Source organism: Rhodococcus sp. BP-160 (assembly GCF_019836205.1).
Classification (GTDB): domain Bacteria; phylum Actinomycetota; class Actinomycetes; order Mycobacteriales; family Mycobacteriaceae; genus Rhodococcoides.
In genome coordinates this window covers 117,483-135,441 of the sequence record NZ_JABUEK010000002.1, presented here as the reverse complement: position 1 = coordinate 135,441, position 17,959 = coordinate 117,483, and the positions used below count along the sequence as shown (strand labels likewise).

The following is a 17,959-nucleotide window of genomic DNA, read 5'->3' as shown; positions in this document are numbered from 1 at the left end:
CATGAGACTGCGCGATCATCTCGACCCGACACTCGGCTGGCGGGGCAGCAGCGACGTCGAGAAGGTCCGCACCTACACCCGGCAGTCCTTCCAGTTGATCGTCGTCGCGGTCGCGGTGGCCTCGATGGCGGCCTCGGCGCAGGCGGGTGACGCGATCTCCACCGCCGCCGCGCTGGTGTGCGTGGTGTCTGTACTCGTTGTCCTGCACCGTATTCCCGCACTCGGTGGCGCTTCGAGTGCGGACGTCCGGGCACCGTTGTGCGTACAGATCGCAGCGGCCGCCGTGCTCGTCGTGGTGGGCGCTGCACCGAACCTCCTGTGGGTGGCCATCCTGGTGACGACACCGATCGCGGCACTGGTGGACCTGCGCTGGTCTCTCGGCGCCGCGGTGGTCGCCCCGGTGGTCGCCGCCGCATCGGGCTCGACCGCCCTCGAGATCACACTCCTGGCCTTCTGCATCGTCGCCATGGCCACCACGGTGCGCCTGTCGATGTGGTTGCTGCGCATCGTCACCGAGCTGGCCACCACCCGCGACGCCGCCGCCGCCCTGTCGGTCGCCGAGGAACGACTGCGCTTCTCCCGGGACCTGCACGACGTCGTCGGTCGCGCGCTGTCCGCCATCGCGGTCAAGAGCGAGCTCGCCGCCGCGCTGGCTCGGCGAGGAGACGACCGAGCTGCCGCGCAGATGGACGAGGTACGTGTGCTCGCCCGGGAGTCGATGACCGACGCTCGGGAGCTGGTGCGCGGCTACCGTTCCGTCGACGTCGCGGCGGAACTCCGCGGCGCCCAGTCCCTGTTGTCCGCCGCCGGTATCCGGACCGAGCTGACGGGGACGGTCGCCGACATCCCCGGCGCAGTAGCCGAACAGGCCGCGTGGGTGGTGCGGGAAGGCGTCACGAACATCCTGCGCCACTCGCGTGCCACCTACTGCCGTATCGAGTTCGGTGACGACCGGCTCCGCATCGTCAACGACCGGCCGACGTCGCCGGAACGTGCGGGCGACGGCACCGGTCTCGCCGGTCTCCGTGAGCGTCTGGTTGCGGTAGGAGGTTCCCTCACCGTCGAGGCCGGAGCCGACACCTTCACCCTCGCTGTCGAATTCGCACCGACGACGACATCCCCCACGAAGGGCACATCATGATCCGGGTACTGCTGGCAGACGACGAGAACCTCATCCGGGTGGCCCTGGGCACGATGCTCGATCTGGAGGACGACATCGAGGTCGTGGGACATGCGGACTCGGGCGAGGCGGCGGTGACCGAGGCCGCGCGGACCACCCCCGACGTCGCGGTGCTGGACCTGCAGCTCGGCGGGATCGACGGTATCGAGACGGCCCAACGCATCGCCGCGCTGCTTCCCGACTGCCGGTCGATCATCGTCACCAGCCACGGTCGGCCCGGATACCTCAAGAAGGCGCTCTCTGCCGGCGTCGGCGGATTCCTCCCGAAGACCACGTCCGCGGCGACCCTCGCCGAGGTGGTGCGCACGGTGGTGAGCGGCGGACGCTACGTCGATCCGAGTCTGGCGGCCGAGGCCATCGGCGCGGGCGATTCGCCGCTGACACCGCGCGAGTCGGACGTGCTCGAATTCGCCGCGGACGGAGCCACGATCGCCGAGATCGCCCAGCGCGCACATCTCTCACCGGGGACGGCACGCAACTATCTCTCGGCTGCCGCGGCCAAACTCGGCGCCGCCAATCGCCATGAGGCATGCGCGATCGCCCGGCGCCACGGGTGGATCTAGACCCGATCAGTGATGTGGAGGCTCGCCGGTCACGGTGTGATCGGCGAAGTTGAGACCCTCTCGTACCAGCCGGGCCAGGTGGCCGTCGGCGAGTCGGTAGATGACGTTGCGGCCGCTGCGTTCGGTCTCGACCATGCCGACGAAGCGCAGCTTCGCCAGATGCTGACTCACCGCTGTGCGGGACGCGCCGGTCTCCTCCGTGAGTGCCGTGACGTCGGCGGGTCCGTGGCTCAGCGTCCAGAGCAGGTGCAGCCGAGTGGGATCGGACAGCATGCGGAACGTGTCGCCGGCGGCCTCGAGACGCGCGCGGTCCGGGCGGTCGGCGTGGTCGAGACTCGCGTGAGCCCGCTTCTCGTCCGATGCCGTCATGATCGCCGCTTCCGTCTACTCGGTCGGTGGCGCGCCCACCGTCGATGCCGGAGTCCAGAGCCGACCGGCACCCAGCGCGGCAAGTGTAGCGAGGACGGCGATGATCGACGCGGCGACGACCTGACTCACCTCGGCGCCCACCCAGCCCGCGACCGGATAGGTGAGCAGGAAGCACGCATGAGACAGCGAGAACTGCGCCGTGAAGAGCTCGTCCCGGTCACCGTCGTCGGAGTCTCGGGTGATCACGCGCGCAGACGGGGTGGAGATCATCGACGTTCCGGCGCCCACCACGGCCCAGACGACGGCGAGTGACGCCCAGCCCGCGGCACCGCTCGGACGGAGGGCGGCGAGCGCGACAGCACCCGTCGTCCCGAGAGAGACGACCACACCACCGGCGAGCATCAGCCGACGGTCGTCGACGACTGTGAGAATGCGGGGAACTGCGAACGCCACCACCATCGACCCGCCGCCGAAGACCCCGAGGGCCACGGCCAGGGCGCTGGCCGGCCCACCCACGATGTCGCGCACGTAGACGACGCTGTTGACGATCACCAACGCCGTTCCGGCCGCGACGACGAGGTTCAGTGCGAGCAGCCCCCGGAGCGCCGGACGAGTGCCGAAGCGGCGCACTCCGGCCACGAGTCGGTCACCGAACGACCGAGACCCGTCCGGAGCGGACCGGGGCTCTCTGTCCGGAATTCGGGTGTTCACCACGAGGACGGCCGACAGCGCGAAACCTACTGCTGTGCCGACGAACAGCGAGTGATACGACACGACGGTGAGCAGCGCCGCGGCGAGCATCGGACTCACCAGCGACTCGAGGTCGTAGGCGAGCCGGGACAGCGAGAGCGCGCGGGTGTACTGATCGTCGCGGGAGATCACCGCGGGAACGACGGCCTGGAAGGTCGGCGTGAAGGTGGCCGAGGCCGCCTGCAGGACGAACACGAGCACGTACACCTGCCACACCTGCGTCACGAACGGCAGCAGTACCGCGATCACGATCCGTACGACGTCCGCGGACACCAGCACGGTCGTGCGTGGCAGACGGCCGGTGAGCACGGACATGACCGGAGCCACCCCGACGTAGGCGACCATCTTGACGGCCAGCGCCGTACCGAGGACAGCGCCGGCGGAACTACCGGCGATGTCGTAGGCAAGAAGTCCCAGCGCCACGGTGAGCAGACCGGTGCCGACCAGTGCCACCACCTGCGCGGTGAAGAGCCTGCGAAACGCCGGGACCGCGAGAACGGACTCGGATCGAACCTGCAGAACGGCCATGCCGACGACCATACCCATGTGTGCGCACGTGCGCACACATGGGAGTTCGGTGGCCTCTAGGCTGGTCCGATGTTCTTCCTCTTCGGATACGGCACGAAACGGTCCTCGCTCGGCGCCGGCAGCACTCGGACGTGCCCCCGCTGCCACAACACCACCCAGTGGGAGCGGATGCGGCAGTACACGCAGCTCAGCGTCTTCTTCATCCCCGTCGCACGCTGGAAGCGGCGCGTGCTCGAGGTGTGCGGAATCTGCGGGACCGCGACCGAGGTGTGAGTCACGCCCGGTGGCGGGCGAACAGATCCGCCGCGGCGGCGTCGAACTCGGCGGCGTCGAGCCCGCTCGCCAGCGCGCGCCGCACCAGTTCGGCGTGCGTCTCCCCCGCCAGACCGCTGATCGGCTGGTCGAGGTCGAGGTTCGACGGGAACGCGTAGCCCTCGGCCGACGCCGCGATCACGTTGGCGACGTCCCGCTCACGACCCTCCGCCGCCCAGTCCACCAGCGTCGGATACAGGGCGGACACGATCGTCTGCCGGTCGACGCTGTCGAGCGCGCGGCCGAACGGCGAGGAGATCTGCAGCAGGTTCGCCATCCTGAAGATGTCGGTCGAGGTGTTGTGCCCTGCCGCGTGGAACAGCGCCGGATTGAAGAACACGGCGTCGCCCTCCCGAAGCGGAAGCTGAACGTGGTTGTCGGCGAAGTACTCCCGGAACTCGGGGAGCTTGAAGGCGATGTAGCCGGCCTCGAACTTCTGTGAGTGCGGCAGATACATCGTCGGGCCGCTCTCGATCGGCATGTCGCAGTGCGCCACCGCTCCCTGCAGTGTCAGCGCCGGTGACAGGCGGTGGATGTGCGCCCGGAACGCCGCGGCCGTGTCGGTCGACATGAACCCGAGGTGGTAGTCACGATGCGGATTCTGGGCGGCGCCACCGGGATTGACGACGTTGATGGCGGACGTGACCTGATACATCGGCCCGAGCCACGCCTCCGCCACCAGCGCCAGGAGGTCGTTGGCGTAGTACCGAGCGAACTGCTCGGGCTCGGCGACCGCCAACTTCTGCAGGGCCGACCAGATGCGATCGTTCGCTCCCGGCTTCGCGAAGTGGTCACCGTTGCTCACACCGCTCTCGCGCTGGCCACGAATGACGTCCCGGTACGTGCGGGTGGTCTCCGCGACCGCGTGGTCGGCCGTGAAGGCACCGCGGAACACCACGATGCCGGGGCCGTTCAGGAGTGCATTCGCCAGTTCGTCCTGGATGTCGGCGCGCACCTGGTCGTCGGTCGCCCGCCGCGCGAGCTCCGGTCCGTCGTACACGAGCACGTTCTGCACCACGTCGGACGCGTGGGGGTGGTCGGCGAGCTGGGTGCTCTCGGACACCAGTGCCCGGAACTCCTCGATGTCGCAGTCGGCCGCGCGGAGGCGATCCGCGCGGTGCGAGTGGCTGCTGATGTTGCTGGTCATACCTGCTCCTCGGTCCCGATGGCCGTTGTCGTCATGGTCGAGCCTGCCGGGCGCGGACACCTCGAGACAAGGCTTCGAACCCTCAGTTTCCCCTCGAGACGGGACCCGCCCGAGCGGTCAGGGCATGTTGAACGGGGTGACGATGCGGATGGGTGACGAGGATCCGCGGACCGCGGTCGAGGCATCGCGCGCGTGCAGCACCATCCGACACGCACGCTGAGCGTCCGCGCGCATGTCGTGCTCGAGAACCGCGCTGATCTGTCGGCGATACAGCAGGTCCCGGTTGTCCGCATCGAGGTCGTGCGCGACGAACACCCGGCAGGGTCGATCCAGCGTCCGGAAGGCCCGCACGATGGCCGAGTTCCCGCCGCCACACGAGTAGACGGCGGAGATGGTGGGGTGACGATCGAGGGCGTCGAGAACCAGCGACTCCACGCGATCGTCGAGCCCGTCGTTCTCCGCGATCTCGACGACCGTCCGCACAGGTCCGGGTAGTCGTCGCAGCGCGGTGCGAAAGCCCATCTCCCGCTCCTCCTCGCCGTGGAACGCGTTGCTGCTCAACGTGATCAGGACGTCACCCGGGTGATCGGCCATCATCGTGGTGATCAGATAGGCGGCCGTCTCCCCCGCTGCACGATTGTCCATTCCCACGTACCCGGACCGTCGGCTCCCCGGAATGTCGGTCACGTAGGTCACCACGGGAATCCCGGCGGCCACGAGGCGATCGACCGCGGCGGCGACGTCCGGTACGGCAGGCGCCTTCAGAATGACGCCCTGAGATCCGCTGCCCGACAGCCTGTTCAGCCGCGCGACCACCGCCTCGGCGGTGGCGCTCTCCTGCAGATGAAACCGTGCGCGCACCGTGGCGGGTTCGAGACTCGGCAGTTCGGCCTCGACCGCACGCTTGAAGGTCTTCGAGAAACGATCGGGCGCAGACATGACGACATCGAGCATGTATTTGCGTCCACTGAACCGCAGTTGTTCTCGTTGGCCGTCGAGATCGGCGATCGCCCGCGCCACCATCTCCCGTGTCGACGGGCGGACACCGGGGCGATCGTTGAGCACACGGTCGACCGTGGCCTCGCTCAACTCCGCTTGTTGCGCGATCTCTCTGACCCGGTAACGATGCGCCACTGCTGCTCCTGAGGTGACGACGGCACTGCGCCGCGCGACTGCCCGATCAGCGACACGCTATCAAGTCCGACGTGGTCCTCTGGGCTGTCGGGGCCGTCGGTCGGGAGTGCCCGGGCCGAGCGGAATCTCCTCGAAACGGTCGAGCAACGCCGCCGCCTCGCACTCTCGCGCCGTCGACCGGGCCGCACGAACGTCGACCGCGTCGACGGGCTCGCCGCGGGACACCGCGATGCGAGCGGCGAGGAGCACACTCTCGGCCTCCCACATCCGATAGCCGCGAGCGGCGTGCGCGGCGCGGGCACGCCGGACGTGAGCGTGCGCGTCGTCCCACCGTCCGAGTGCCGCGCAGAGGTCGGCGAGATGGTGGTGAACGATTCCGAGGACACCGGGAGTCAGCAGGACGGTGTGATCGGCGTAGGGAGCCAGCAGTGCGAGCGCGTCCTCGCACACCGCGGTGGATGCCGTCGCCGCAGCCGCGCGCGCCGCCAGGACGACAGTGATGAGCCACAAGGTGTCGACGGAGAGCGCCGCCAGTCTGCCGTTCTCGAACCACTGCACGAGGGATCGGGCGCCGTCCGTGTCGCCGCTGTCCACGGCGGACAACGCGAAGGCTGCTCGATAGGCGGGGAGAGCCTCGAAGAGTGGCTCCATGTCCCGCTTCATCGCCGCGAACTCACCGAGCCCGTCTCGGAACATCCCGAGCAGGAAGACGGCATTCATCTCCCGGCCCCACGTGTGCCGCCCCATCGGCGCCGGCGGCGGGCGGCGAACGTCGTCCTCGAGAACCTCTGCGGCACGGCGCAACTCACCCGTCGCGACGAGAAGTCCGACCCGCATGCACTGCACCGTCCAGAGGGCCTCCTCGTCCAGCGCGAGCCGCGTGGCCGACACGGCGTCGAGAGCCGCGGCGGCCTCGCGCGGCTCACCGGACTCGATGTGCGCCCGCGCCATGGTGACGGCGAGCGACGGATCGAGGTGCCCCGGTCCGAGGTCCACCAGTCGCACCAGCTCGGCGAGCGCCTCGGCCCGCTGCTGCCGGAAGCGAGGCAGCCGCAGGCCGGTGAGAACGGCGCGCAGAGCGTGGGCGAGGGCGTCGTCGTCTCCTGCACCGCGCGCCATGTCGGCCGCGCGCGCGAGGTCTGCAGCACGACCCGACCATCCGGTCGAGGTCCATGCCAGTTCCTCCACCATCTGGGTCAGGAGCTCGGAGGCAGCGCCGGAAGCACCGCGACCCGCCCTCTCGAGAGCATCGAGCCCTGTCCGCAGGTGCTCCGTCCGCCTCGGGTCGGGTTCGTAGAGCTGGAACAGGGCGATGCCGTCGATGACGTCCGCGGTGAGCGCGTCCAGCAGCAGATCGAGATCGCCCAGTCGGCGCGCCATCTCGGCGGCGTCCAGCAGGGTCGCGCCGTAGCCGCGGTCCAGTGCACGCCGCTGCGAACGCCCCTGCCGGATGAACAGTTCGCATCGTGCGCGGGTGTCGCCCCCGGGAACGCTGCGCTCAGACGCCCTCTGAAAGAACTCGGCGGCGTCCTCGTACGCCGCGACGGCGTAGGACCTCTCGCCCGCACGACGTAGATACTCCGCTGCCGCCGACCGGTCGGCGTCGAGCGCGCGTTCGAGGTGACCTGCGGTCCTGGCGAGCTCGTCGACGGTGGACGTGGCCCCCGAGCCGATGAGTGCGGCCGCGACGGCAGAATGCGCCGCCGCGCGATCGGCCCCGGACAGCGTGGCGTCGACGACGTCGACGATCAGCGCGTGGCGTAGGTGCAGGACGTCCTGCGCTCGTCCCTCGATCACCAGACCGGCGGCGGCCAGTTCGTCGAGCGCCCGAGCGAAGGAACGGTCGTCGAGGGTGGCGAGCGCGGTGCGCACGACGACGCGCGTGGCGCTGACTCCTGCGACGGCACACAGCGTCACGATCTCCCGCGCGGTCGGAGTCAGGCGGTGAAGGACCCACAGCACGGCGTCCGCCAGGGACGCCGGTGACGGTCCGTCCGGCTCGCGCCGATGCGCGTCGAACACGGCCTCGAGGAAGATCGGTGATCCGGATGTCCAGCCGTGCAACCAGATCGGGTCCAAGGTGCTGCCGCACCGGCGCGTCCAGTCCTGCACGTCCTCGACTGTGAGGGCCGGGATCGACACCGTGTGCACCGAGGACGGCGGCAGGGCCGACCGCAGGTCCGCCGCAGGACCGTCGAGCTGCGCTCCGCGCATCGTCACGACCACACAGAGGCGATGGCGGGCCGCCGCGTGTACGAGGAATCGCAGCACGGAGAGCGTGGCCTGCGACGCCCACTGCAGATCGTCGATCGCGAACACCGTCACCCGACGACGGGTGGGACCGGTCAACCACCGTTCCATCGCCGACGAGAGCATCGCGCGATGATCCGCGTCGGGTCCCTCGGCCGACCACCGATCCGTGTCGACCCACCCGGTCGTCAGCATCTCGCGGACGGCGGAGGCGGCGGGAGCATCGTCGTTCCGGTCGTTCTCGCGCCCGAGTGCGTCGATGAACGGTTCGAACGGGACGACCGTGTCCATGCTGCACCGCCCGTAGAGCACGTCGGCGCCGGCGGAGTCGGCACGGTTCAGCGCCGCGGTCACCACCGTCGACTTGCCGACGCCGGCGTCGCCGGAGACGACGACGAGCTGACCGGCCCCACCCGCGGCCGCCTCGACGGCCGACGCGATGACGTCGAGTTCCCTGGTACGTCCCACGAGCAAGGGCGAATCGCCCGGAGGAGTGGCCCCGACGCGGTCCACCTCCGCTCGTCGAGCCGGGACGACGACCATCTGCGACGACGACGGTGTCGTCACCTCGATCGCGTCGGGATCTCGGAGCAACTCGACGAACACTCGCTGGGTCTCCGCGGACATCTCCACGCCGAGTTCGGTGGCCAGCACGGTGCGGCACCGCTCGGCGACACCGAGGGCGCGAGCGCGGTTTCCCAGGGCGTCGTGCGCACGCATGGCGACCCGGTAGGCGGCCTCGCAGAAAGGGTCCGAGTCGAGCAGCTCCTGCGCCCGGGCCAGCGCGTGCTCGTGGCGACCGAGTTCGAGCGAGGCGGCGGCGTCCACCTCCAGTGCACGAAGACGGATGCGGCCGAACACGGTGCGAACCTCGTCGGCCCAGGTTCCGTGCAGGCCGTCCAGAGGTGGAGCGTCGAGCAGGCCGAGCAACTCACCGGCGCGATCGGCACGCGCATCCGCCGAGTGGTGATCGGGATCCAGGTGCCGACGCGCCAGGTCCAGATCCACGATCACCGTGGGGCCGAGCGTCAGTGTCACCGCTCCTGATCGACTGGACACGGTGGTGCCCGCCAGCGCTGCACTCGTCGCCAGCAGCTCGCGGACCTTGGACAGGACGCTCCGAACGGCCGACGACCAGGTGGTGGGTCGATCGGTCGACCAGATCACCGAGGCGAGCTCGCCGTACACCACACCGCGTCCGTGATTCATCGCCAGATACGAGAACACCGTCGCACACCGAGGTCCGCCGAAGGCCCGGACGTCGACGACGCCCGCGTCGCTCTCCACCCGCGGCGATCCGATGAGCCGGATCACGGCACGAGAAGGAAGCGACACAGTTGTAAGTTATCCCGGGTCGGCGGGAACCTTACGTCTGATGGCGCCTCCAGAACAGATGGTGCACGACACCGCTCGCGCTGGGAACGACCTCGTGCTCGAAGCGATCGTTCAGATCGTCCGGGGACTCCCACAGCGCCAGGCCCGGTCCGAGATCGACGGGTGCGACCGCGACGTGCAGCGTGTCGAGGAGGTCGGCGTCGAGGAACTCCCGGACCGTGGTGACACCGCCACCGATCCGGACGTCTCGACCGTTCGCCGCAGCCTTCGCCTGCGTCAGGACATCGGACGGGGCGGCATCGACGAAATGGAACGTGGTGTCGGACAGGGTGAGGGACGGCCGCACATGATGCGTCATCACGAAGACCGGCGTGTGGAACGGCGGCTCGTCACCCCACCATCCCTGCCATTCGTGATCGGCCCACGGTCCGCGTTGTGGGCCGAACTTGTTGCGCCCCATGATTTCGGCACCGATGTTGTTGGCGAAATCCCGAGCGAAGTAGTCGTCGAGGCCGCGCGTACCGCCGGATCCGGGGCGTCCCGGCATGCTCGCGGTGCCGAGATACCACGACATGAGCTCACGATGGTCCAGGCCGAACGGGTTCTCGAGGCTCTGCTCGACGCCGGCGGCCACCCCGTCGCGGGACACGGTGAAGTTCTGCACTCTCGACAACTGCGTCATGTCTGCTCCCGACTCGAGGAAGGTGGTCGGTGATCAGACTCGCACGGCGTCACGGCCGGTCATCGCGGACTCGACGAGATTGCTCTTGTCGAGCGGCGTCTCTGCGCGCACCGCGTCGGACCACGCGGTCGTCGTGGCCACCGCCGCGAAGTTCGAGTGCAGCAGCGTCATGAGCGTCGTGTGCACGACCTTCGCGGACGCGGTTCCCGCCGCGTTGGAGAGGTCGATCGCACCGGACGCGTCCGACAGGATCTCTGCCGCGAAGCCGAGACCTTCGGCCTCGACGGCAGTCGCGAGGTCACAGTTGTTTGTCATGAAGCCGACGATCGTGATCGTGTCGACGTCTCGGGCCCGAAGCTGCTCGGCCACGTCCGTTCCCGCGAAGACGCTGCCGTACTGCTTCTGCACGCGTGTGACGCCCGCAGGCAGCGCCGACTCGATGTCCTGGTGCAGGGCGTAGCCGTCGGTGCCCGGGGCGAAGACCGGTGCGCCCTCGGGCATGCTGTGTTGTACCGCGAGGACGGGAATTCCTGCGTCGACGGCCGTCTCGATGGCCGACACGATGTTGGCGAGCGACTCGGCGCGAGGCGGGTAGGCGATCTCGAGGGGCCCCGAGAAGTACTCCTGCTGCACATCGACGACGATCAGTGCCCGGCGTGGTGTCATGTCTCCTCTTTCCTGACGGTGTGTGACGTGGTCTGCCCGACCGGGCCGACCCACCACCTCAGTGTTCTCCCGCCTTCGGTCGCAGAACAGTGGCACGTATGCACGCTTACGATGAATTCGAGCCAACTCGAGTTCTGTATCGGAGGAGTCACCCGTGCGTATCGCGATCTACGCGTTCGACGACGTCACCATGTTCCACCTCGCCGCCCCGCTCATGGTGTTCGGCGAGGTGCAGCGGCTGGGTCTGGCATCCGACTGGGAAACGACGCTGTGGTCGGACTCGCCCGGCAGCATCAGGACCTCCGAGGGATACGTGCTCGGTGACGTGGTGGGTCCAGATGTCACCACCACGGCCGACATCGTGATCGTGCCGTCCTGGCACACGTCGCTCCCGCGTCTCGGCGACACCGTCGGACACGCTGTCCGCGAGGCACACTCGCGCGGCGCCGTGATCGTCGGCCTGTGTCTGGGCGCCTTCGCCGTGGCCGATTCGGGCCTCCTGGAAGGACGCTCCGTCGTGACGCACTGGGCTGCACTCGCCGACCTCGCGGAGCGCAGCGACGGCAGCACCGTGGACCCCTCCGTTCTCTACATCGATCACGGCGACGTCGTCACCTCGGCAGGAACCGTCTCCTCGATCGACGCGTGTCTGCACCTCGTCCGAAAACATCTGGGCGCCGCCGCCGCCACTCGGGTCGCGCGGCAGCTGGTGATCGCACCGCACCGCGAGGGTGGGCAGGCGCAGTACATCGAACGGCCTCTCAGCGAACCTGCCGCCGACACGACTATCGCCGATGTCCAGGAGTGGATCCTCGGCCATCTCGACGAGGAGTTGTCGATCGACCGCCTGGCCGATCATGCGCGCATGAGCCGCCGCAGCTTCGTTCGTCACTTCGCGCGCTCGACGGGCGCGACGCCCGCGCGGTGGGTTCTCGAACGTCGGCTCGACGAGAGCCGGCGGCTGCTCGAGACGACGGACTGGTCCATCGACGCCGTGGCGTCCGCGTGCGGATTCGGTAGCCCGGTGACGTTTCGTCAACGCTTCGCCGCCTCCTTCTCGACCACGCCGTCGGAGTACCGCCGCCACTTCACCTCACGCGATCGGGCGCACCTCCCGGCCTGACCGGAAGGTCCGATCGGGCCGGAAGGATGGTGGACTGCGTCGACCTCGAGGGGGTGGTGGCGGTCATCTGCTGGTGGCTGCGCCACACCCCGACCGCGGTGACTCGCAGCAGACGTCGCCCCTCCATGCATTTCTGCCCTCACGCACCGCAAGAACCGAGATGACAAGAGCAGCAACGGGATCGGCCCACGACCATCCGAGAGTCGCATGCAGCGCCAGCCCGATGAGGACGACGGCCGACAGGTACGTGCACAGAAGGGTCTGCTTCGAATCGGCCACCGCCGTGGCAGAACCGAGTTCGCGACCGTTTATTCTGAATTCATCGATTTCTGAACAGTGGTTCCCTCGCTTAGTGTCGTCGCATGACCGACTGGGCGAACAACCCCGCCGCACAGTGGTGGGACAGACACCAAATCGGCTTGTATCTCGCGGCACTGACCGTCGGAGCCATTGTGGGGCTGACCTTCCCGCAGAGAGCCCCGACCTTCGAACACGCCATCGATCCGGTACTCGTCGCCCTGCTCTACGCGACGTTCCTGGCAGTCCCGTTCGCGGAGATCGGTCGATCCCTCCGCGATGACCGCTTCCTCGCAGCCGTCGCGGTCCTCAACTTCGTGGTGGTCCCGGTGGTCGTCCTCGCCCTCACGCGGGTCGTCGCGGACGAGAGGGCGGTACTCGTGGGCATCGTGCTCGTCCTGCTGGCTCCGTGTATCGACTATGTCATCGTGTTCAGTGGGCTCGCGGGTGCCGCGTCGACGCGGCTTCTCGCTGCCGCTCCCTTGCTGATGCTGCTGCAGGTCGCCTTGCTTCCCCTCTGGCTGTGGGTGTTCGCCGGATCCGAGACGGTGGCCGTCATCGACGTGGCACCGTTCGTGGAGGCCTTCGTCCTGCTCATCGTCGTCCCTCTGACGGTGGCCGCACTGACGCAAGCACTCGCCCGACGGCATCGGGTCGGCCTGCAGCTGATGGACGTGATGGCCGCCGCGATGGTGCCCCTCATGATGGCGACGCTCGCGGTGGTCGTCGCGTCGCAGATCGATTCGGTCCGAGGCGAGTTCGACCGACTCATCGTCGCGGCCCTCGTCTTCGTCGCGTTTCTCGTGGTCATGGCACCGGCCGGCATCGGCGTGGGTCGGGTGTTCGGTCAGGACGTGCCGTCGACACGGGCACTCGTCTTCTCGGGTGCGACTCGTAACTCTCTCGTCGTTCTCCCCCTTGCCCTCGCCCTTCCGCCGGCACTCGACCTCGCTGCCGTCGTGGTGGTGACACAGACACTGGTCGAGCTGCTCGGCATGGTGGTCTACGTGCGACTGGTTCCGAGACTCGTACCCGCCGCGCGAACCTGATGCCGTGTGTGATGGTGCGAGCACCTGTCGGTGGACGCCGCGCGGCGTCCGCCCACAGACGGGCCATGAGGAGCCGCCGTACGAACCGATCGGTACGCTGAGGAGATCCGCCACGTGAGGAGAAGCAGATGACCGTGATCCCGGCCGTCGCGCTCGTCGTCATCGGCAGCGCTCTGGCTGCAGTGGGTGCCAAGGTCACGGCTCGGGAGAACCCGCGAGTCGTTCTGTCGCTCACACATGAGAACACCGCGACTCGGATCACGACGAGAATTCGCCTGCTTCGCGGGCTCGGCGTCTTCGCGCTGATGCTCGGCAGCTTCTACCTCGGACCGGCGTTGTGGCCACATTCCTTCGCGGGACCCATCGCGCTGAGCGCGGCAGTGCTGACGATCGGCTACTTTCTTCCCCACGTCGTCATCACACGCCGCCACAATTCGGCCGTCGAGGGTCGGGTGACCTCGTGATCGCGGCAGCACTCGTCTTCGTCGTCGCTGCGGCGCTGCGCATCTGGACCGATTTCCAGGTGTCCGCCGTGAATGTCGGCCACACGTCCTCGCCCTCTACGTTCCGAGCGTGGTCATCACCACCACTCACAATCGTCATCACGCAACGCGCGCAACCGGACCTTGACGGTCGCGGTCACAGCGCGGTGGGGTCCCGGACCGGCCAGCCGATCTCCGTCACCAGTTCACCCTCGAAGACGACGCCTCGCGGATAGCGCTCACGCACGGGTCCTTCTCGTCCGATGCCGTGTTCTGCGGCATGGGTGCCGAGCGCAGAGTACGTCTCGTCGATCCGGGCGTCCGGACCGTCGTGCAGCGCCACGGCGAAGTGGCCTCCGGCAACCGTCACCACGTCGAGAGCGCACCGAGCCGCGCGCGTCGCGTCGACGGGGTACCACAATGATGCGGAGCCCGTCTCGTCCGCGAACAGTTCCTTGTCGAAGTCGGCCCCGAGCGGCCCGACAGCCTCGATCCCAGCACTACTCAGGCGCTCGATCAGGGTGTGGTGCGCGGTATTCCACCAGTCCGCGACGCCGGACAGCGTCACGGTGCCGCTGACGGCCACGGCGACGATCGGGGGGTCGGTCCGCATCTCGATCGACGGCGACGTCGTCGACTCGTTCACCAGTGCGCGGAGAGATGACACCGCGTCGTGCGTCCGCCGCAATTCCGACTCCAGGCGATCGAGGTGCTGCGTGAGCACACTGCGCCGAACACTGTCGTTCTCGGCGGTGACGTAGGACCGCACATCAGGAAGCGGCATGTCGAGGTCGCGCAGTCGCTTGATCACTTGTGCACTCGCGACCTGGGAGACGTCGTAATAGCGGTACCCGCTCGACGGATCGACGTCGACCGGTTCCAGGAGGCCAGCATCGTGATAGAGCCGCAACGCTTTTCGCGTCAGTCTCGTCATCGTCGAGAACTCGCCGATGGTCACCCGCGCCGCCACGGACCCAGTCTCTCATCCACCGATGGTCAACCGTGAGATCACGCCGTCGGCGAGCTCGAATCGGTAGACGAGGTCGGCCACCCCACCGGGGAAGTTCCCGGCGATACGAACCGAGACTCGATGATTCCTCGCATCGACGAGCTCGGACCCCGTCACCGTCGTGGTGTAGGTGTAGCGGCCGGCCACGGTCTCACGCCACGCGCGGATCTCGTCGCGGCCCCGGTAGGTGTGGCCTTCGTCCGTCACAGTTCCGTCCGGAGCAAAGCATGACGTGAGTGAGTCGCTGTCGTCGCGGTCGGCGGCATCGAGGTAGCGGAGAACGACGTCGGGAGCATCTGTGGTGGTCATGCGTCGAGAATCAGCCCTGCCCCGAGGTGAAGGTCAAGTGGTGGCCGGACCACACACGCTCCCGGGTGCCTCACAGCTGGCGTGCAGGCCGCTCCCCGGAACCTCACGAAGTATCGACTCCACACCGAAACGCACACCGCGACAACCGAGGAGCTACAGCAATGAGCGCCGTTCCCGAACCCACGCCCACACCCGACGGGCCCACCTACGCCGGGCGCCCACTCCCCCGGCCCGACGAGGACGTCGTCGATCAGGGAGTCGGTTTCGACATCGCCACTCTCGTCACCCGCCGCCGAGTCCTCAGCGTCGTCGGCGCCGGAGCCGGAGCACTGGCCCTGGCCGCGTGCTCGGGGTCGTCCGACACCGCGAGCACCACGACCACCACCGCTGTCGCCGCCGCAGTCGCCACGAACGAGATCCCCGACGAGACCAACGGCCCCTACCCGGCCGACGGAAGCAACGGCGTCAACGTCCTCGAGGAATCGGGAATCGTCCGCGCCGACGTCACCTCGAGCCTGGACGGCGGCACCGTCGCCGCCGGAGTTCCGTTGTCGATGACCTTCACCGTCACCGACCTCGCGAACGACAACAACCCCTTCACCGGCGCCGCCGTCTACCTGTGGCACTGCGACGCAGCCGGCAAGTACTCGATGTACTCCGACGGCATCGAGGACGAAACCTATCTGCGCGGCGTCCAGGTCGCCGATGCCGCCGGCGTCGTGACCTTCACGACCATCGTCCCGGCCTGCTACTCCGGCCGCTGGACGCACATCCACTTCGAGGTCTACCCGGACGTCGCCTCCGCCACCACCGCCGACAACGCGATAGCCACCTCCCAGGTCGCTTTCCCCCAGGACATGCTCGACGCCGTCTACCAGCTGGACACCTACGCCGGGTCGACTGAGAACCTCACCCAGATCGGCAGTCTCGACAACGACAACGTGTTCGGCGACGGCCACGACCTCGAGATGGGCACCTTCACCGGCGACCCCACCTCCGGCTACGTCGGATCACTGGCCGTCGCCGTCGACACCACCACCGAACCCGCCGCCGGCGCAGCACCCGCCGGGGGCGGGCCCGGCGGCGGCGGACAACCTCCCATGGGCGGCGGGACCCCTCCCGCCGCACCGTCCAACTGACCACTCACACAGAAGGAATCATCATGTTGCACAACCTGACCGGCTGGCACGCACTCATCGTCCTCGCCATCCTGCTTCTCGTCTTCGGCTCGACCAAGCTCCCCTCCCTCGCCAAAGGCGTCGGGCAGTCCATGCGCATCCTCAAGGACGAGGTCCGCGACGACACCCCCACGCCGTCGACGGGACGCGTCGACGCCGTCGACTCGACCACGACCGCCGCGGACGGCGTCCCGGTGCCGTACCGACACGCCTCATGACCACGACCACCGCCGCGCGAGGCACTATGCCCCTCGCCGGGCATGTCAGCGAGGCACGCCGCCGCGCGACCCGCGCGGCGGTGTCGCTTGTCGTCGGAGTGATTCTCGGCTTCGTACTCTCCGACCAGATCCTCGACGTCCTGCGCACACCGGTGGAGGAACTCGCGCAGTCTCGTCAGGCCAGCCTGAACTACGACACCGTCACCGGGGCCTTCGACCTGCAGATGAGGATCGGCCTCTTCTCGGGAATCATCCTGTCGAGCCCGGTCTGGCTGCGAGAACTGTTCGCCTACCTCACCCCCGGCCTCACGGCTCGGGAGAAGAAGTACGTTCTCGGCTTCACCGCGGCGGCGGTGCCACTGTTCGCCGCCGGGTGCGCCTTCGGCTTCCTCATCTTCCCCCGCATGGTCACCGTCCTCGCGAGCTTCTCCTCCGAGGATGACAGCACCATCCTCGACGCCTCCTACTACGTGGACTTCGTCATGAGGATCGTCCTCGCCACCGGAGTCGCGTTCGTCCTGCCCGTACTGCTGGTGATGCTCAACTGCCTCGGAGTCCTGTCCGCCCACCGTCTACGCAGCAGTTGGCGGATCATCGTCGTCGTCATCGCCCTCTTCAGCGCGCTCGTCACGCCGGCGGCCGACGTGCTGTCGATGTTTCTCGTCGCACTGCCGATGTCGGCGCTCTTCGGAGCCGCCGTGGCCATCACCACCGTGCACGACCGGCGGGCACTCACCTCGAACCCCACCACGATCGGGAGAACCCCATGTTCGGACTGACTCTCGAGAAGCTGTTCTTCGTCGCCGTCATCGCCGGCCTCGTCCTCGGACCGAGCCGGCTGCCCGGCTACGCACACCACCTCACCCGCGCGATTCGAACGCTGAAGCAGTTCGTCGAGACGACGCGCGCCACGGCGGAGCGGGAAATGGGCGTGCCGCTTCACCGTTCGGAGTGGGAGTCGCTCGACCTACGGCAGTACGACCCACGACGCATCGTGCGCGACGCACTCCACGACACCACCCCGAACACCGTCGTGACCGACGACATGATCGAGCAGGCGGAGCGGATACGGCCGGGCCAGAAGTACCTGGTGACAGGACCGTCCTCGCATCCCGTCCGCACCCTCATCGCCTCGTTGCCCGCCGACGACCCCCGACGAATTGCTGCGAGACTCGTGGCAGAGGTAGACGCGCCTGCCGCTGATGCGAAAGACCTCCAGCGAGAGACGCTGTAGGGCTTCTAGTCGGCAGTGTCGCTCGACATGAGGGACGCCGCACGGGTTCCACGTCGTCCACACCCCCTTCAGCCGGCTGGAGGGGGTGTGGTGCGCTGCGACCCGTGCAGCTGGTCGACGACGCCTGTGCCGAGCACGTCCGCG

19 protein-coding genes and 1 pseudogene are annotated in these 17,959 nt (G+C 68.3%); 10 read left to right on the top strand and 10 right to left on the bottom strand.

Features of this window, described 5'->3' with window-relative positions; genetic code table 11:
* The first annotated feature begins 1 nt into the window (after position 1).
* Positions 2–1,141 (top strand): sensor histidine kinase, encoded by a 1,140-nt coding sequence (locus tag HQ306_RS07045; protein ID WP_222629969.1) that lies wholly within the window; start codon positions 2–4, stop codon positions 1,139–1,141.
* Positions 1,138–1,743, top strand: a complete 606-nt coding sequence (locus HQ306_RS07040) for a response regulator transcription factor (protein WP_027505579.1) — start codon at positions 1,138–1,140, stop codon at positions 1,741–1,743. The genes HQ306_RS07045 and HQ306_RS07040 overlap by 4 nt, the downstream gene beginning before the upstream one ends.
* Positions 1,744–1,749: 6 nt before the next feature.
* On the opposite strand, the gene HQ306_RS07035 is transcribed toward HQ306_RS07040, so the two are convergent.
* Together HQ306_RS07035 and HQ306_RS07030 are read right to left on the bottom strand one after the other, a co-directional pair.
* A complete protein-coding gene (locus HQ306_RS07035; RefSeq protein WP_027505578.1) occupies positions 1,750–2,112 on the bottom strand; it encodes a metalloregulator ArsR/SmtB family transcription factor in 363 nt (120 codons plus the stop codon).
* 15 nt (positions 2,113–2,127) lie between these two features.
* Positions 2,128–3,390 (bottom strand): MFS transporter, encoded by a 1,263-nt coding sequence (locus HQ306_RS07030; RefSeq protein WP_222629955.1) that lies wholly within the window; start codon positions 3,388–3,390, stop codon positions 2,128–2,130.
* Between the two features lie 69 nt (positions 3,391–3,459).
* On the opposite strand from HQ306_RS07030, the gene HQ306_RS07025 reads away from it, so the two are divergent.
* Positions 3,460–3,663 carry a zinc-ribbon domain-containing protein gene (locus HQ306_RS07025; protein ID WP_027505576.1) on the top strand — a complete coding sequence of 68 codons (204 nt, stop codon included), beginning with the start codon at positions 3,460–3,462 and terminating at the stop codon, positions 3,661–3,663.
* A gap of 1 nt (position 3,664) precedes the next feature.
* Here the strand turns inward: HQ306_RS07025 and HQ306_RS07020 are convergent, their stop codons facing one another.
* From HQ306_RS07020 to HQ306_RS07000, 5 genes are all read right to left on the bottom strand, one after another.
* Entirely contained in the window at positions 3,665–4,849 is a 1,185-nt protein-coding gene (locus HQ306_RS07020; RefSeq protein ID WP_222629950.1) for a phytanoyl-CoA dioxygenase family protein, read from the bottom strand.
* Positions 4,850–4,966: 117 nt separating this feature from the next.
* Positions 4,967–5,983, bottom strand: coding sequence for a LacI family DNA-binding transcriptional regulator (locus tag HQ306_RS07015; protein WP_027505574.1), 1,017 nt, complete (start codon positions 5,981–5,983; stop codon positions 4,967–4,969).
* A gap of 60 nt (positions 5,984–6,043) precedes the next feature.
* The gene (locus HQ306_RS07010; RefSeq protein ID WP_222629924.1) at positions 6,044–9,568 is read right to left on the bottom strand and encodes an AAA family ATPase; all 3,525 of its coding nucleotides are present in this window, start codon (positions 9,566–9,568) and stop codon (positions 6,044–6,046) included.
* Positions 9,569–9,599: 31 nt separating this feature from the next.
* A complete protein-coding gene (locus tag HQ306_RS07005) occupies positions 9,600–10,250 on the bottom strand; it encodes a dihydrofolate reductase family protein (RefSeq protein ID WP_222629921.1) in 651 nt (216 codons plus the stop codon).
* Positions 10,251–10,283: 33 nt separating this feature from the next.
* The gene (locus HQ306_RS07000) at positions 10,284–10,916 is read right to left on the bottom strand and encodes an isochorismatase family protein (RefSeq protein ID WP_222629918.1); all 633 of its coding nucleotides are present in this window, start codon (positions 10,914–10,916) and stop codon (positions 10,284–10,286) included.
* 154 nt (positions 10,917–11,070) lie between these two features.
* Between HQ306_RS07000 and HQ306_RS06995 the strand changes: the two genes are divergently transcribed.
* Positions 11,071–12,039, top strand: coding sequence for a GlxA family transcriptional regulator (locus HQ306_RS06995; RefSeq protein ID WP_222629915.1), 969 nt, complete (start codon positions 11,071–11,073; stop codon positions 12,037–12,039).
* A gap of 63 nt (positions 12,040–12,102) precedes the next feature.
* Here the strand turns inward: HQ306_RS06995 and HQ306_RS22120 are convergent.
* Positions 12,103–12,345: pseudogene (locus HQ306_RS22120) on the bottom strand (hypothetical protein); the annotation flags it as partial.
* 56 nt (positions 12,346–12,401) lie between these two features.
* Here HQ306_RS22120 and HQ306_RS06990 point away from each other — a divergent pair.
* On the top strand, positions 12,402–13,385 hold the full coding sequence (locus HQ306_RS06990; RefSeq protein WP_222629912.1) for a bile acid:sodium symporter: 984 nt from the start codon (positions 12,402–12,404) through the stop codon (positions 13,383–13,385).
* 128 nt (positions 13,386–13,513) lie between these two features.
* On the top strand, positions 13,514–13,849 hold the full coding sequence (locus HQ306_RS06985; protein WP_222629909.1) for a hypothetical protein: 336 nt from the start codon (positions 13,514–13,516) through the stop codon (positions 13,847–13,849).
* 175 nt (positions 13,850–14,024) lie between these two features.
* Here HQ306_RS06985 and HQ306_RS22550 read toward each other — a convergent pair whose 3' ends face one another.
* Positions 14,025–14,837 carry a MerR family transcriptional regulator gene (locus HQ306_RS22550; RefSeq protein ID WP_222629893.1) on the bottom strand — a complete coding sequence of 271 codons (813 nt, stop codon included), beginning with the start codon at positions 14,835–14,837 and terminating at the stop codon, positions 14,025–14,027.
* A gap of 12 nt (positions 14,838–14,849) precedes the next feature.
* Positions 14,850–15,185: a nuclear transport factor 2 family protein gene (locus tag HQ306_RS06975; RefSeq protein WP_222629890.1), complete on the bottom strand. Its 336-nt coding sequence runs from the start codon at positions 15,183–15,185 to the stop codon at positions 14,850–14,852.
* A gap of 161 nt (positions 15,186–15,346) precedes the next feature.
* Between HQ306_RS06975 and HQ306_RS06970 the strand changes: the two genes are divergently transcribed.
* The 4 genes from HQ306_RS06970 to HQ306_RS06955 are packed head-to-tail and all read left to right on the top strand — an operon-like array spanning position 15,347 to position 17,815.
* Positions 15,347–16,324 carry an intradiol ring-cleavage dioxygenase gene (locus tag HQ306_RS06970; RefSeq protein ID WP_222629887.1) on the top strand — a complete coding sequence of 326 codons (978 nt, stop codon included), beginning with the start codon at positions 15,347–15,349 and terminating at the stop codon, positions 16,322–16,324.
* Between the two features lie 23 nt (positions 16,325–16,347).
* On the top strand, positions 16,348–16,581 hold the full coding sequence (locus HQ306_RS06965) for a twin-arginine translocase TatA/TatE family subunit (RefSeq protein WP_027505561.1): 234 nt from the start codon (positions 16,348–16,350) through the stop codon (positions 16,579–16,581).
* A complete protein-coding gene (gene tatC / locus HQ306_RS06960) occupies positions 16,578–17,360 on the top strand; it encodes a twin-arginine translocase subunit TatC (RefSeq protein ID WP_222629884.1) in 783 nt (260 codons plus the stop codon). Before HQ306_RS06965 ends, tatC begins: the two co-directional genes overlap by 4 nt.
* Positions 17,348–17,815 (top strand): preprotein translocase, encoded by a 468-nt coding sequence (locus HQ306_RS06955; protein ID WP_222629881.1) that lies wholly within the window; start codon positions 17,348–17,350, stop codon positions 17,813–17,815. The genes tatC and HQ306_RS06955 overlap by 13 nt, the downstream gene beginning before the upstream one ends.
* Positions 17,816–17,959: the final 144 nt, after the last annotated feature.